We start from the raw sequence: 14,617 nt of genomic DNA, 5'->3' as shown, positions 1-14,617 counted from the left end.
TGCTCATCGGCATACATGCTATAATATAAAAAATTAATTCCAACCTGGTTAGTGGGTTAAATGGATAAGACAAGCAGGAGGGTCCGCATGAATCCGATACAACGTATACTGAACAAATTTCAGCTGATCGTGCTGGACGGCGCAATGGCGACTGAACTAGAACGTCACGGGCATGATCTAAACGATAGCTTATGGTCAGCCAAAATCCTCTATGAACATCCAGATTCGATCAAGCGTGTACATCGAGATTATTTTGAGGCTGGGGCAGACTGTGCGATTACGGCGAGCTATCAGGCCACTGTGGAGGGCTATGTTCAACGCGGGCTGAGCGAAAATGAGGCATTGAAGCTTATTCAGTCATCGGTGCAGATTGCTGTACAGGCACGAGATGAGTTTTGGGCCGATGTGACGGCTACTGCGAGTCAGCAGACTCGTCCCAAGCCGCTGGTTGCGGCCTCTGTCGGACCCTATGGGGCGTTTCTCGCTGATGGATCAGAGTATCGCGGTGATTACAAGCTGAGCGAGGAGCAGCTTATGGAGTTTCACAGGCCGCGCATGAAAGCTTTGATCGAGGCGGGAGCAGACATTTTAGCTTGTGAAACGATACCTTGTCTGGTTGAGGCCAAGGCTATCACACGATTGCTAAAGGAATTCCCCGGCACATATGCCTGGATCAGCTTTAGTGCAAAGGATGAGCAGCATATCAGTAACGGCGAGTCTGTCGCCGCATGTGCAAAGTGGCTGAATGAGCACGAGCAGGTGGCTGCGGTAGGGATCAATTGCACGTTGCCCAAATTCATTCCATCCCTTATTCACGAAATACACAGCCATACGGATAAGCCGGTGGTGGTATATCCCAATTTGGGGGAGGAATATGACCCGGTCACCAAGACATGGCATGGCCATACTTGTACAGAAACGTTCGGGCAGAGTGCCCGTCAATGGTATGAAGCGGGAGCGCGTATGATTGGTGGCTGTTGTCGGACTCAGCCACAGGATATTAGAGAAATCGTGGCATGGTTGAGAGAGGTATAAACGAGGATAAACTTTTAGGGAAGGTTATCATGGAGTTTTCCTCCATTGCCGCAAAAGAACAAGCAGGCTGAACCGAGTTATACTCCAGTAATGGAGCAACCTGGTTCAGCCTGCTTTTTGTAAAGAATGAATTTCTAAAGCCTCGCTTCGTTCGCTATTTCTCTACCTCTCTATCTCTTTGCCAATCCAGATCAGCTTTCCACCAAACGTTCCAGCAACGCATCTCCATTGCGGCTGACCCGAATATAGGCGTAACGAGCGTTCTGTTCAACAGTACGCCCGGTTCCTTCAGGGATGAAATAATTCTCAATACCGTACAGAATACGAGAACCATTCCATTGTCCGTTAAGAATGATTTCATGATTGGCAAGCACTTCACCATCTTGATATAGACGATCAGAGATGTATACTCCTTGGCTATCTGGTGTGAGAACGACTTTAACTTTGCCTCGGTTCCAATCCTTCTCCTGAAGAGGGTCCTTGGAAGGAGGGGTAGAAATATCGTAATTCAGTGCCACATAGTCGCCCTGCAACAGGGAACGCGGATCTATAGGAGCCAGCTTGAGCTTAACGGAGGCACCTGTGGCGAGCAGGGTTTCACTTCTCGCCGTCTGATAGCCGATAATCCCCAGCTGTAGTACGATGACGATGGCAATGAGTAACGGGCTTAAGCGCATAAAGCTAAAGCTGCGGTGGTCGGCGTCGAATGCTGCTTTGCCGCTATGAGCCATTCGTCGATCGAACCACCAGGTAATTCCGAGTGTAATGATCCCCAGCAGCGCCAGTGTAAAAGATTTATACAGCAGCGTCCACAATAAATCATAGTATTTGAAGCCGATAAAAATAAACCAGAATACGACGCTCGTAATGGCCTGCGATTTGTGTTTGTGACGAATAAAGGCAAAGACCATCCATGTAACGATAATAAAATAAAAAATATTAATGAACATATAAGAGTGTGGAATGACATCCTCAAAAAACGTCGCCCAAAACAGGAACAATAAGCTGAAGAATAATGAGCTATCCCGAAGATGTTCTTTTAACTCTGTCTTGAGCACAAAGTAGCTTACCCCATATAACACGGCATTGAGCACGAATAGGGCGAAGATGATGAATTCATAGGTCCAGTTCCAACCATACCATTCTTGATACTGCTTTAATAAAACAGTCGCCATATTCAGGTTTACAAAAGTATAGGCAAAAAATTGCTGCCTTTTCCCCTTGGAGCGAAACCATCCGGCGATGGAAACGATCAGAAATAATACTGAAAGTAACGTCTGGTCTGACCATAGAATGGCCGCCAGACCGGTAATATAGCTGATGGTCAGCAGTGTATAACGGACTACAGAATCCAGCTTGGACTCCGGTATGACAATCATCGTAATCATCAGCAGCAAAGACACACTCAGCAGTACATATTCGGTGTGATTTACGTTTGTGCTAATCATAATCAGTCCAATGAGGGATATACTGCCAATCAATACTCCAACCACTTTGATTACACGGGATACGGTTTTGCTGATCCATTCACTACTGCGGTCTTCGGAAACAGTTGTCTGCGCATCGGATTTTGCGATATCTTCTTTGTTCTCATTGGGTATTTCTCCAGCCTCCGGAGATGGTTTTCCCAAACGATTTAAATAACGGAAAAACCATACGTTACCCGTCAGTAGCAATGCCACAAAAATCAAACCGAAAACAAAGAATAGAGATGAAGAGTACGCCTCTGCCAGCTCTATAAATTTAAAGACAGCAAAAGCCGAGAGCGCCAATGCATCTAAGGTCAATAACGTTTTATTCAGCCGAACCTTGATAAATATATAAAATCCTAAAGCAATCACAGCGATATGCGGTATATTCATGATCAGGCCATACCCATCGAATGCAAAGGAGTTGGTCATCGCCAACATAGCTATATGGAGAACAGTAAAGCTCATATATTGTAGTGGAGCAGAATGTATACGATGAAGGAACGTCAATAGAAATAGAACCAGATTGAATATTGCGAACACTCCAGCAATGGACAACGATTCCAGTTGGCTATAACCTGCGCTTTGCATCGTTGGATAAAAATAAAGCCATACCCCCAAATGAATCAATACATAAGACAGCATATAAAAAGGATTATAGCGGGTGATCCAGCTAAGCAGTAAAGCCGGCACTGACCAAATGAGAAACAATCCATAGCTGTCTGCATGGGAGTTGTAAATTTGACCGAGTAACGCCACGGAAACGCCGAAGGCTACACAGCCAGCCAGCAGAAATATATTGGACAGAAAAGCTTGTTGCCCAGGAACAGCACGAACACGTGCAAATACAAAAGACAAGCCATAGAACAAAACAATAAGCGCAACAGCTAGCACAATTTTGGCTGTCCGATCCAGTCCGCCCCAATTGGAGGCGAAAAAATAAATAATCGCAGCCAGTATCAGTGAGATGCCCAGCAGATAACCTGTACGTATAGCATTAAATCGCAGCATGGAATTCACGTACCTTTCCTGTTGGTTTGATGCCTATTATAGCGTTGATAGCACTCAGAACCAAGTACAAATTAGGATCAGGTCATAAAAAAGGGAGAGCCGCCGTATGATGGTGGTTCTCCTGTATCGTTGCTGGATTCCGACTAAGCGTTGGCAGTGCGGATCTCTTGCCGGGACTGATGCCGGAAGCGATATTCTCGGGGTGGGATTCCTGCTGTTTTCTTAAATGCCTTGGAAAAGGTGGACATGTCGGTATAACCGATAGATTGGGCGATGATCGACAGATTGTAAGTGGTCTGTTCCAGCAATCTTTTCGCTTCGTTAATCTTGAGGGTTTGCAAATATTTGGCGGGGGAGATAAGGAAGGTAGAATGGAATTTACGTGAAAAATGCGCACGATCCACACCTACATGCTCAGCAATTTGCTCAATTGTAACACGGTCACAATAATGCATTTCGATGTAATCCTTCCCCTGCTGGAGCCAATAATCGGAGCATACAGAGTTGCGCAGAGCACCAGATGTGTTGCGGGACAACTCCTCGAAGATCTGATGTAGTGTAATTAAGCGGGCCAGATCGCTGCCCTGTCTGTTGTGGTCGTTGGCGATGGAAAATAGGTTGGAGATCAGTTCGAGGATTTCCTCGCTCACTGCGTTAGCTATAAATGGCTTAGAGGGGTTAATCCCGATCCGCTCCAGTAGCGCCAGAGATTTCGGTCCCTCAAAGGCAATCCATACCTTTTGTAACGGGTGCTCTTGGTCGGTGTAAAATTCATGGGCAAGATGCGGAAAAAAACAGAATACATCAGACTTTTGCACACGATACTTCTTTTCCTTATAAATGAACTCAGCTTGACCTTCAAGTACAAAAATAAAATAAAAATAAGGGACAGCCTTGGGGCCGACATGACAGCTTGCCTTCGAAATATCCATACCCAGTCTGACTGGCCAAATGGCACTGGATTTTTCCAGTTCGGTTGTTGTGAAATAATGGTCTTCCACGATGTCGAAGTGATCTTCATTCTTTGTTCTTCTCATCATTGTCACCTCTCCTTTGGTGGAGATAAGGGAATTTTGATTTTATTGTATATAAAGGAAAGTACAATTACAAGTTAATTCATTGGAATTTAGGGTTATAAAATTAAAACGGTAAAGGCTCCATGGCTGGTTTGAGACGAGCCGTGGAGCCTTATAGAGTCCTGCGCTATACGATTAGCCTGTGTTTATACTTTTAGGATTCCTTCTTTTGGAGTAACATTAAAGGCTTTAGCCAGATCCGACAGCTCCTGATCTGTAATACGTTGCTGGATATCATGCTTAGCAATCAGCATATAAATTTGCGCTGCTTTTTCAATCGTTTCAATCAGGCCAAACGCTTCATCAATGGAGCTACCTGTTCCGAAAATGCCGTGATGAGGCCATAATACAGCGTGATGATCCTTCATTTTTTTCGCTGTTTCACGGCCGATTTCGCTGGAGCCTGGCACCATCCAAGGGATTACACCGATACCGTCTGGAAAGACTACGATACATTCGGTACACATTTCCCACAGCGTTTTGGTGAATTGGTTTTCGTCCAGACTATGAATGAAGGTCATGGCAATGACATGGGTGGCATGATTATGGATTACAACCCGATGGTTGGGATCGACCTTCAAGCGCTCAATATGGCTCATAAAATGAGACGGCAATTCGCTGGTAGGAACCGCGTCATGCTTGAGGCCCCACAAAATTTCTAGCTGCTCACCATCTTGGGATACACGCAGGACTCCTAAATTGGCTTCCGGATCGGCAATAACATTTTTGAAGTACTTGCCTGATCCAGTGACGATAAAATATTTGCCTGCCAGTTCATTCACGGGGAAAGCAGGTTTAATCGTTCGAATGACTTTGTGAATATCAATATATTTGGCAACCTCGGCTTCATCCAGAATATAGCTTACATTTCCTCCGTTGCGTTCATCCCAGCCGAATTTCCACATGTTTTGCGTAATTTCCGCCATCTCGCGAACAAATGGGATATCCAGTCCTGATTTTCGTTCTTTTTGATTCTCCAGCACAGTAGTCATGGATGATCTCTCCCTTTGGATGATATGAATATAAAATGATCAGTGCAGTAGTTACCGTTTCAGCAGGACTCGTTGTTCATAGTTTTTAGCCTCGGTTAGCCATTCCTCACGAACGGGAACGCCGTTTTGAGCGCAATAGTAATCCCATACAGCCCCAAACGGATAGGATTTAAACTCTTCGACCAGGGCAAGCCGCGTAGTGAAGTCTCTTTCCTCTTCGGCTTTTTTCAGTTCCTCAATCGGTTCCAGCATGGCGCGAAGCAACGCTTTGATGGTGTTGCGTGTGCCGATGACCCAAGCAGCCACATGGTTGATACTGCCATCGAAGAAATCAAGGCCGATATGAGTGCGGGAAAGCAGCTCACCGCGAACGAGCTCACGGGCAATGTCCAGCAATTCGTCGTCCATCGTCACGACATGATCGCTATCCCAACGAACAGGTCTGCTGACGTGTAGCAATAATTGATCGGTGAACATCAGCACAGAGGACAGTTTGTTCGAAATGACTTCTGTCGGGTGGAAGTGACCAGAATCGAGACAGATAGATTTCCCCCGTGTCAGGGCGTAACCCATATAGAACTCATGAGAGCCGACGACATAGCTTTCCGAACCGATGCCGAACAGTTTACTTTCAACTGCATCGATGTTGTAATCTTCACTAATTTCCTCGCTGAAAATCTCGTCCAGAGCATCCCGCAGACGTTCTCTTGGAGCCAAGCGATCCACCGGGGTATCCTTGTAACCATCCGGCATCCAGTGATTTGTGACACAAGGCTGACCGAGTTCCTTTCCAAAATATTCTGCAATTCTGCGTGATTTCTTACAGTGTGTGATCCAGAAATCGCGAATTTCCGGGTCCTTGTGGCTTAGGGTGAAGCCGTCCTCCGCTTTGGGGTGGGAGAACAGGGTCGGATTAAAATCAAGTCCAAGCCCTTGCTGTTTGGCCCAGTCTACCCAGTTCTGAAAATGGCGTGGCTCCAGTTGATCCAAATCTACTTGTTCTGTAGTATCTGCATAGATCGCATGCAGATTAACCTTGTGTTTACCAGGGATGAGCGATAGGGCTTTTTCCAAGTCCTGACGTAGTTCATCTGGCGTACCTGCTCTGCCCGGGTAGCTACCTGTTACGGCAATTCCCCCGCTAAGCTGTTTATCTTTGAACAGGAATCCTTGCACATCGTCTCCCTGCCAGCAGTGCAGTGATATTTTGATTTGTGAGAGCCTCCGTAAAACGTCATCCACCTGAATACCGTGGCGGGCATACAGCTTTTTCGCTTCGTTATAACTCGCTTCAATGGCTTCGTTCATGGCTTTACTCCTTTATTGAGATATGTGAATAGGGGGTGTTGCTTGTATCTTGAGGCGTTCCCAGCGATCCAGAAGCTCTCCAATGCCTTCCACCGGTTGCGGCTCATATAGCCGAGTCGGGAAGGAATTGGCTATGGTTCGGCCAGCAGCTTTCAGATCTCCAAGAGCACCAGAGCTGATTAATTGCACGACAATATTGCCGATGGCCGTCGATTCGGAAGGTCCTGCCTGAACCTCAATTTCTAAAAGGTCGGCTGTTAGCTGACATAGTAATTCGTTGTTAGCGCCTCCGCCGACAATGTGCAATCTCGTAATCGTTTCGTCTGTTAAATGTTGTAGCTCATGTAAAGCATCCCGGTAGCTTAAGGCCAGACTGTCAAAAATACAGCGGGCGAGCGCGCCAGGTGTGCGTGGGACAGGCTGCCCGGTTTTTTCACAGAACCTCTGAATCTCAAGGGTCATACTATCCGGATTTAAGAAAGAGGATTGGTTACAGAGGACGAGACTGACAAACGGTGTCTCTGCTGAAGCCAATTGGGCCAATTCGGCAAAGCTATGTGCAGAACCACCTTCTCTTCTAACCTCCTGAATCATCCATAAGCCCATGATATTTTTCAAAAAACGGTACGTGCCGTAAGCGCCCCATTCATTGGTGTAGTTCGCCTGCATAGCTGTCTTGGTATTCAAGGGTTGGGATCGTTCCATACCCAATAGCGACCATGTTCCGCTGCTGATATAAGCCCAAGACTCCTCTCGCGATGATGGAACACCTGCAACCGCTGAGGCGGTATCGTGTGTAGGCACAAGGATGAGCTGACAGTCGGGAAGATCGTGTTTCCGAACAAGCTCCGGCAAGATGGAGCCCAGAACACGTCCAGGCTCAGCCAGCTCCGAAAATTGATTGCGCCGAAGCTGGAGCAGGGAGAGCAGGTCCTCATCAAACTCTCGGGTGTTCACGTTGAGAAGCTGCATCGTGGATGCATTGGTCATTTCATTGACCATAATGCCTGTCAGGCGATAGTACAGATAATCGGGTACCATCAATATTTTATCTGCTTGGGCGAGTTGTTCCCGATCATGGGCGAACAGTTGATATAGGGTATTAAAGTTTAGTTCCTGGATGCCCGTTTTCTCATATACCTCTTCTCGGCTGATGAGCTGGTGCAGCTTATCGGGGACATGTAGAGTGCGTGCATCGCGGTATGCGTACACCTCATGGATGCGATGACCTTCCTTATTAAGTAACACGTAATCTACAGCCCATGTGTCAATGCCGAGCGTACAGGAGTCAATCCCGTTTTGTTTGGCTTTTTGTAGTCCCTGGATGATCTCATCAAATAAATTGTCTATATTCCAGTAATCGTGCCCGTTCCTCTCAGTAAAGGAGTTGTTGAAACGATGAAGTTCTTGCAAGTGAATTTGTTCACCTTGTAGAGTTGCACTCACGAGTCTTCCGCTTGAAGCTCCAATATCAACAGCAAGATAGTTGTTCATATCTAATCTCCTTGCATGGATGAAATCCCGGCAGCCTGAAAGACTGCCTTTTGTTTCTTAACTAATTCCATACTACTTCCGTTTGTCTGTGCAGTCAACATAAACGGAAGTATAATTTTTGGTTTTTCTTTTGAATTTAAAAATAAAATTAATTTTAAATGTTGTTTTGTATTGTTTTTCGTTTTTTAATATCTGCTTTCTACTATATATATACCTCAAACAGGGATCGGTGTGTTGTTGCGATATTCAAATTGTGGAAGGTTCTCCAAATGCCGCTGTTTGTATGAAAAATAGTCTTGAAACCGCCCGCCAGAGGGTGTAGTATACAAGATATCAATTTCATATGACTCGTATAATATTGGGGATATGGCCCAAAAGTTTCTACCGGATGACCACTGTAATCGTCCGACTATGAGTGATAGCGCATCAGCTTCGGATGAATGCGGGCATTTTATTTGTGCGCCAATCCGTCAGGGATTACGACCCCAAGGACAGGCTTCACTTGAGAAACGACTCAAGGGAGCTTGTCCTTTTTTGGTTTTTGCAGGTTTTATTCTATTTTAAGTACAGAGGAGCGATATTCGCATAATGAAAGCTTTGGAAGAACGTATTCGTCAAGAGGGACAAATTTTATCCGATACGGTGTTAAAGGTAGATTCATTTTTGAACCATCAGGTGGATACAGCATTAGCATTGGAGATTGGTAAGGAGTTCGCACGTCTGTTCGGCAGTGCTCCAATTACCAAGGTGCTTACTATTGAAGCTAGTGGTATTCAATTTGCTATGGCCACTGCTATTGCTTTGGGAGTACCGTTCATTTATGCGAAGAAAAAGAAGGCGATCACGCTGAATGAACAGGTATACTTCGCAGAGGTTCACTCGTTCACTCGGCAGGAAACCTATCAGGTGAGCATTTCCCAAAAATATCTCGATGCCAGCGACCATGTGCTGATCGTGGATGATTTTTTGGCAACTGGTGCAGCTTTGGTCGGACTTACCGATATTGTGAAGGAAGCAGGAGCAGAGCTGGCCGGAGTTGGCTGCGTAATTGAAAAGAGCTTTCAGGAAGGCCGTGGACTGTTGGAGCAAAGAGGTATTGCCGTACGTTCTCTAGCGCGTATCGCTTCCATGGCACCGGGCGAAGTCCATTTTATAGAGGAAGCTGGCACGGTAATTCCTCCCGTTAAGGAGAATGTGGGATGTTAAGTAAACAAAAATTATTTGCGCTGGGTTTCCAGCATGTCATGGCGATGTACGCCGGAGCCATTGCTGTCCCTCTAATTGTAGGGGGAGCGCTGCACCTGACGCCAGCCCAGATGGCTTATCTAGTGGCTGCTGATCTATTCACTTGCGGGATTGCTACATTATTACAGATTATGGGCACACGTTTTTTCGGAAGTAGACTGCCTGTCATTTTGGGCTGTACGTTTACGGCAGTAGGACCCATTATCGCAATTGCTTCGACATCAAATCTGGCGACAGCGTACGGTGCCATCATTTTGTCCGGTATATTTGTGGTGCTTGCGGCACCGTTGTATGGCAAACTGTTACGCTTTTTCCCAACAGTGGTTACCGGCTCGGTCGTTACGATTATCGGTCTATCCCTTATTCCGGTGGCGATGAACAATGTAGCGGGTGGTCAGGGCAGCGCGGATTTTGGACAGCCGCGTAATTTGCTGCTGGCGCTGGTTACACTACTGGTTATTCTGCTTGTCAATCGAGTAGCCAAGGGCTTTTTACGCTCGATTTCCGTACTTATTGGTCTGTTCGCAGGTACTGTAGTCGCCTATGCGATGGGAATGGTACATTTTGCTCCTGTAGCGGATGCTTCGTGGGTGAGTATTGCGCAGCCGTTTTATTTTGGTAAGCCGGAGTTTAGCATTATGGCAGTATGTACGATGATTATCGTCAATATTGTGAGCATGGTCGAGTCTACAGGGGTTTATCTAGCAGTAGGTAAAGCGATTGATCAGAAAGTGGAGCAAAAGCAAATCGTCAATGGACTTCGTTCGGAAGGACTTGCAATTATGTTGGGCGGTATTTTTAATGCGTTCCCTTACACGGCCTTCTCCCAAAATGTGGGTCTAATCTCGCTGACTCGCGTCAAATCCCGTAACGTTATTTTTGCTGCGGGCGGCATCATGGTCGTCCTCGGTTTGCTGCCTAAGCTGGCTGCCTTGACGACAGTGATTCCTAACGCTGTGCTGGGCGGGGCGATGATTGTCATGTTTGGCTCGGTTGCTGCATCAGGCATGTCTATTTTGTCAGAAGTGGATCTGCGGAAAGAAAGCAATCTGCTGATTGCAGCATGCAGTATTGCCGTGGGCCTAGGCTCAGCTGTTCTGCCGCAAATGTTCGACCAACTGCCGAGCTTTGCCAAAATGCTGCTGCAAAACGGCATCGTATCTGGCTCGATTACGGCAATTGTCTTGAACATTGTTTTGGCAAGAAAACAGGGTGAATCGGTCAAAGGCGTTAATGTCTCAGAAGTTCCACAGAAGGTTTGATGAATAGGAAATAAACAAAAACAGCCGGAGAGAGGGCGTAGCCTCTTTTCCGGCTGTTTGGCATGGGGTTATCCAGAACTAGTTATTTATTAAGCAGCATGAAATTATTGATAAAACCCTCTTTCTGTATGAAGATCGGGGTTTGGATTATCGAGTGGTAGGAAGAGGCATGGTATAATCTACCTTAAGGACTTTGGATAGTGGTGGATGTTTTCGGATCACGGCGCAGCTTCCCGAAAGGGGGTGAAGCCGATGGTCAACCTTGTGTCGTGCTATGATGTGCTGCGTTGGATGGTTACGTTACTAAGCCTGGTGTTTAGTATTCGTAAGCTTTATCGCTGGCTGCGTCGGAAATTTCGGAACAAGCGAAAACCCACCGCGTAATTAGGTTGGCCCCTAACGGTGGGTTTCGTTCGCATTAACATTCAGTTATGCAGCGCGCCGTGGTGGTGATCCACAGCCTTTTAAGTCCTAAGAGTCTTTGCCGTTGGAGCGGCGAAGGCTCTTTTTAGTATACGGATACGGTGGTTATCTCTATACCTAATTTTAACACGTGAATTGCGTGCACGCAACGTTAAGACAACCTTCAATTGCGCGCAAGCAATGAATAGCCTTGGTCTTGATTCACACTATATCATTCAAATTTAAATTATTACGCAACATTTGTTGACAAGCCAGTAGCAACAAAATAAGATAATCCTAAATCGTAATAAAAAGGAATAAAGGAAGAAAACAGGTGTGAGCCGGACAACTCTATATACGAAGTTTCGTAGAGACGATGTAGATAGTTGTTGAGCGTGTTCACTTAAAAGGGAAGTTCGGTAGATTCCGACACGGACCCGCCACTGTATACAGGCATCAGCAGGGTACTGCTGGAGCTTTCAGAACAAGCCACTGGAACTGTGAGGAACCGGGAAGGCCTGAAAGATACGCTTGGAGTCAGGAGACCTGCCTGTTTTGACATCACTGTCAGACCCACGGGATGCTGGGGAGGTGGTTAGGCGTGCTGCATACGGAATGTCTGAAACCGATCTGATCCCTTCTATGTTTTTGGAGCTGGCTTTGAGGTGAGTTTTGACATTTTATAATGAAAGCATTTCTGACTGCTGATCAAGTGGTTGGGAATGCTTTTTCGCGTTTTGCGTTAGGTTTATACGATTTTACAAGATAGAGGGGGAAATGTGGGATGATAGGCAATCGTAATAGGCGTTCATGGTTCATATGTACAGGATTGCTGCTGCTGATGGCAGTTATGACTCTTTCGGGATGTGGCGCAGCCACGAAGACGGAGGATAGCTCGGGCAAGGGTGAGAACACGTCTGCACAACAGACTCAAGCAGATAAAAAGCTGGTGATGGCGTATACGTGGAAACCGTCCGGCGTTGATCCGCATGGAGATAATAGCTGGGACGTGATGCGTTCCGGTGCCGGTGAGACACTCATTCGTTTGAATGAAAAACTGGAACCTGTAGCTTGGCTAGCCAAGGAATGGAAGCATGATAGTCCTAATGTGTGGTCGTTCAGCGTGCAGGATAAGGTCACGTTTCATAATGGAAAGAGCATGGATGCAGTAAGTGTAAAAGCATCTTTGCTGCGCTCAATCGAGAAAAGCCATCTGGCGAAGGATTTACTGGATGTGAAGTCCATTGATGTAACTGGTCCGCTGACGCTGAAAATTACGACAAACCAGCCGAATGCAGCGCTGGTATCCAATTTGGCTGATCCGTCAACGATTGTACTGGATGTGGCATCCATGAAAGATGAGCAAAGCTACCCTGCAATGACAGGTGCTTTTAAAATCAAAGCCTTCAACAAGGATCAATCCTTGGTCGTCGAGCGTTATGACGGATACTGGGGCGAAAAGGCGCGATTGGCCGAAGCGACGATGAAATTCATTACGGACGGTAATTCGCGCCTGATGGCGTTGCAATCTGGTGAGGTGGATGTAGCGACGGATATTCCGGTAGATAACGCAGAGGTATTAAAAAAGAACGACAAGCTACAAGTGCTGTCGGCTCCATCCTTGCGCACCCATATGATTGTGTACAACATGGAATCACCTGTGTTCAAGGATGCAACCAACCGTAAGGTGGTGGACAGTCTGATTCCGCGCGCGTCCATTGTGAGCGCCGTCATGAGAGGCTTCGGTACGGAAGCAAGCAGCCCGTTTCCGAGCATTCTTCCCTTCGGTAAGATTGAGCGCAAAGCTTTGGACGGAACGACGGAGCAGTTGTTGACAAAGGATGGCTGGCAGAAGGATGCCCAAGGTACGTGGACCAAGCAGGGCAAGCCATTCGAGGTTACGCTACTGACCTTCCCTCAGCGTCCGGAGCTGTCCGTCATGGCTGAGGTGATTCAGAGCCAATTGCTAAATGAGGGAATCCAGGTCAAGATTCGCAAGGTGGAAAATATCGATGAGGCGTTGACCAAAAACGATTGGGATTTTGCTATGTACAGCATGCTCACGGCCCATACAGGGGAGCCGCAGTATTTTATGGACATGTTCTACTCCTCTACAAGTGAAGCGAATGTAAGCCGTTATGCTTCCAAACCGCTGGAGAATATTCTTTACAGCCTGAAGTTGGCGAAGGATACCGCACAGCGTAATGCGGTAACACTGCAAGCACTGGATATCATCAATACAGATTTGCCGCAGTCGTTCATTGTGCACCCTGACAATGTGTTTGGTGTGAAAAAAGGAGTAAAGGGCTTTACACCTCATCCGATCGAGTATTACTACATTACAGCGCAATCTGATATTGCGGAATAACGAGCAACGTATCCTATGATTCGTTTTATATTGGAACGTGTGGCGCAGCTGCCCATCATTGTATTCGTTGTATCTACGCTGACTTTTGTACTGATGAGGCTGGCCCCTGGTGACCCTGCTCTCATTTTGCTCACCGCGCATAATGTTCCTGCTTCTGGGGAGGCGCTGACCGCGCTGCGAAACGAACTGGGCTTGAATGAGCCGCTTCATATTCAATATGTGAACTGGCTGAGGGATGTGTTCACAGGACATTGGGGAACCTCGTATGTGTCCAAGGAGCCGGTGCTAAACGAACTATGGAGCAGACTGCCCGCTACGGTGGAGCTAGCTTTGGCGGGCTTTGCCGTCATGACGGTGCTTACGCTTGGGATGGGACTGGCTGCCTCGCTAAAAGTCAGCGGTCCACTAGATCGTCTGGGCAGGCTGTTCGCTTTGCTGGGATCGTCAATTCCTTCTTTTTGGCTTGGGTTTCTGCTGATCTATCTATTTTCCGTTCGCTTGGGCTGGCTCCCATCCATGGGAAGGGAGGACTGGACACATTTAGTACTCCCAGCGCTGACGCTTGGTGCAGGATTGGGAACGGTGCAAGCCCGTGTATTGCGTGCTCAGATGCTGGAGCTGAGTGACCGGAATTTTGTGAAGGCAGCGAGGGCTCGTGGTTTTTCCCGTATGCATATTCTCTTTTTTGAGATATTTAAACATGCCGTTCTGCCTATGATCACGCTGTTAGGTACGAATCTATCATTTATGCTGGCAGGTAACGTCATCGTAGAAACCATTTTTTCATGGCCAGGGTTAGGAAAGTATTTTATAGATGCAATTACGCAGCGTGATTACCCGGTGATTCAGGGATATGTTATGTTTGCCGCGTTTTTAATTGTAGGTGTTCAGTGTTTGGTGGATGTGGTCCAGACGGTGATAGATCCAAGGCTGCGTTTGCGTTAAGGGGGAAGCT

General features: G+C 46.8%; 11 protein-coding genes and 2 riboswitches. Of the genes, 6 read left to right on the top strand and 5 right to left on the bottom strand.

Features of this window, described 5'->3' with window-relative positions:
• The first annotated feature begins 87 nt into the window (after window positions 1–87).
• The gene (gene mmuM / locus MKX36_RS24460) at window positions 88–1,035 is read left to right on the top strand and encodes a homocysteine S-methyltransferase (protein WP_340865964.1); all 948 of its coding nucleotides are present in this window, start codon (window positions 88–90) and stop codon (window positions 1,033–1,035) included.
• 191 nt (window positions 1,036–1,226) lie between these two features.
• Here the strand turns inward: mmuM and MKX36_RS24455 are convergent, their stop codons facing one another.
• The 5 genes from MKX36_RS24455 to rhaB all read right to left on the bottom strand — a co-directional run bounded on the left by MKX36_RS24455 (window position 1,227) and on the right by rhaB (window position 8,385).
• The gene (locus MKX36_RS24455; RefSeq protein ID WP_340866148.1) at window positions 1,227–3,515 is read right to left on the bottom strand and encodes a GDYXXLXY domain-containing protein; all 2,289 of its coding nucleotides are present in this window, start codon (window positions 3,513–3,515) and stop codon (window positions 1,227–1,229) included.
• 143 nt (window positions 3,516–3,658) lie between these two features.
• Window positions 3,659–4,555 carry an AraC family transcriptional regulator gene (locus tag MKX36_RS24450; protein WP_340865963.1) on the bottom strand — a complete coding sequence of 299 codons (897 nt, stop codon included), beginning with the start codon at window positions 4,553–4,555 and terminating at the stop codon, window positions 3,659–3,661.
• Between the two features lie 182 nt (window positions 4,556–4,737).
• Window positions 4,738–5,583 (bottom strand): rhamnulose-1-phosphate aldolase, encoded by an 846-nt coding sequence (rhaD, locus tag MKX36_RS24445; RefSeq protein ID WP_340865962.1) that lies wholly within the window; start codon window positions 5,581–5,583, stop codon window positions 4,738–4,740.
• Between the two features lie 51 nt (window positions 5,584–5,634).
• Window positions 5,635–6,891: an L-rhamnose isomerase gene (gene rhaA, locus MKX36_RS24440; protein WP_340865961.1), complete on the bottom strand. Its 1,257-nt coding sequence runs from the start codon at window positions 6,889–6,891 to the stop codon at window positions 5,635–5,637.
• 12 nt (window positions 6,892–6,903) lie between these two features.
• On the bottom strand, window positions 6,904–8,385 hold the full coding sequence (rhaB, locus tag MKX36_RS24435; RefSeq protein ID WP_340865960.1) for a rhamnulokinase: 1,482 nt from the start codon (window positions 8,383–8,385) through the stop codon (window positions 6,904–6,906).
• Between the two features lie 328 nt (window positions 8,386–8,713).
• Window positions 8,714–8,817: riboswitch (purine riboswitch) on the top strand.
• A 156-nt stretch (window positions 8,818–8,973) separates the two neighbouring features.
• Here rhaB and MKX36_RS24430 point away from each other — a divergent pair.
• The 5 genes from MKX36_RS24430 to nikB all read left to right on the top strand — a co-directional run bounded on the left by MKX36_RS24430 (window position 8,974) and on the right by nikB (window position 14,607).
• Window positions 8,974–9,591, top strand: a complete 618-nt coding sequence (locus MKX36_RS24430; protein WP_016822598.1) for a xanthine phosphoribosyltransferase — start codon at window positions 8,974–8,976, stop codon at window positions 9,589–9,591.
• Complete coding sequence (locus MKX36_RS24425; protein ID WP_016822599.1) at window positions 9,585–10,892, top strand: nucleobase:cation symporter-2 family protein; 1,308 nt, start codon at window positions 9,585–9,587, stop codon at window positions 10,890–10,892. The genes MKX36_RS24430 and MKX36_RS24425 overlap by 7 nt, the downstream gene beginning before the upstream one ends.
• A gap of 252 nt (window positions 10,893–11,144) precedes the next feature.
• The gene (locus MKX36_RS24420; protein ID WP_016822600.1) at window positions 11,145–11,276 is read left to right on the top strand and encodes a hypothetical protein; all 132 of its coding nucleotides are present in this window, start codon (window positions 11,145–11,147) and stop codon (window positions 11,274–11,276) included.
• A 381-nt stretch (window positions 11,277–11,657) separates the two neighbouring features.
• Window positions 11,658–11,862: riboswitch (cobalamin riboswitch) on the top strand.
• Window positions 11,863–12,078: 216 nt separating this feature from the next.
• The gene (locus MKX36_RS24415) at window positions 12,079–13,662 is read left to right on the top strand and encodes an ABC transporter substrate-binding protein (protein ID WP_340865959.1); all 1,584 of its coding nucleotides are present in this window, start codon (window positions 12,079–12,081) and stop codon (window positions 13,660–13,662) included.
• A gap of 15 nt (window positions 13,663–13,677) precedes the next feature.
• On the top strand, window positions 13,678–14,607 hold the full coding sequence (nikB, locus tag MKX36_RS24410) for a nickel ABC transporter permease (protein WP_031462490.1): 930 nt from the start codon (window positions 13,678–13,680) through the stop codon (window positions 14,605–14,607).
• Window positions 14,608–14,617 lie beyond the last annotated feature (10 nt).

It is taken from the genome of Paenibacillus sp. FSL W8-0439, assembly GCF_038008995.1.
Taxonomy (GTDB): Bacteria; Bacillota; Bacilli; order Paenibacillales; family Paenibacillaceae; genus Paenibacillus; species Paenibacillus polymyxa.
Note: the sequence above shows the minus strand (reverse complement) of the source record. Positions and strands in the feature narration are given on the sequence as shown.

What these genes read in the sequence shown, in the direction of transcription:
- rhaA (WP_340865961.1), bottom strand. Translation starts at nt 6,891, where the DNA reads ATGAACGAAGCCATTGAAGCGAGTTATAACGAAGCGAAAAAGCTGTAT.
- rhaB (WP_340865960.1), bottom strand. Translation starts at nt 8,385, where the DNA reads ATGAACAACTATCTTGCTGTTGATATTGGAGCTTCAAGCGGAAGACTC.
- MKX36_RS24450 (WP_340865963.1), bottom strand. Translation starts at nt 4,555, where the DNA reads ATGATGAGAAGAACAAAGAATGAAGATCACTTCGACATCGTGGAAGAC.
- MKX36_RS24455 (WP_340866148.1), bottom strand. Translation starts at nt 3,515, where the DNA reads ATGCTGCGATTTAATGCTATACGTACAGGTTATCTGCTGGGCATCTCA.
- MKX36_RS24420 (WP_016822600.1), top strand. Translation starts at nt 11,145, where the DNA reads ATGGTCAACCTTGTGTCGTGCTATGATGTGCTGCGTTGGATGGTTACG.
- rhaD (WP_340865962.1), bottom strand. Translation starts at nt 5,583, where the DNA reads ATGACTACTGTGCTGGAGAATCAAAAAGAACGAAAATCAGGACTGGAT.
- MKX36_RS24425 (WP_016822599.1), top strand. Translation starts at nt 9,585, where the DNA reads ATGTTAAGTAAACAAAAATTATTTGCGCTGGGTTTCCAGCATGTCATG.
- MKX36_RS24415 (WP_340865959.1), top strand. Translation starts at nt 12,079, where the DNA reads ATGATAGGCAATCGTAATAGGCGTTCATGGTTCATATGTACAGGATTG.
- MKX36_RS24430 (WP_016822598.1), top strand. Translation starts at nt 8,974, where the DNA reads ATGAAAGCTTTGGAAGAACGTATTCGTCAAGAGGGACAAATTTTATCC.
- mmuM (WP_340865964.1), top strand. Translation starts at nt 88, where the DNA reads ATGAATCCGATACAACGTATACTGAACAAATTTCAGCTGATCGTGCTG.
- nikB (WP_031462490.1), top strand. Translation starts at nt 13,678, where the DNA reads ATGATTCGTTTTATATTGGAACGTGTGGCGCAGCTGCCCATCATTGTA.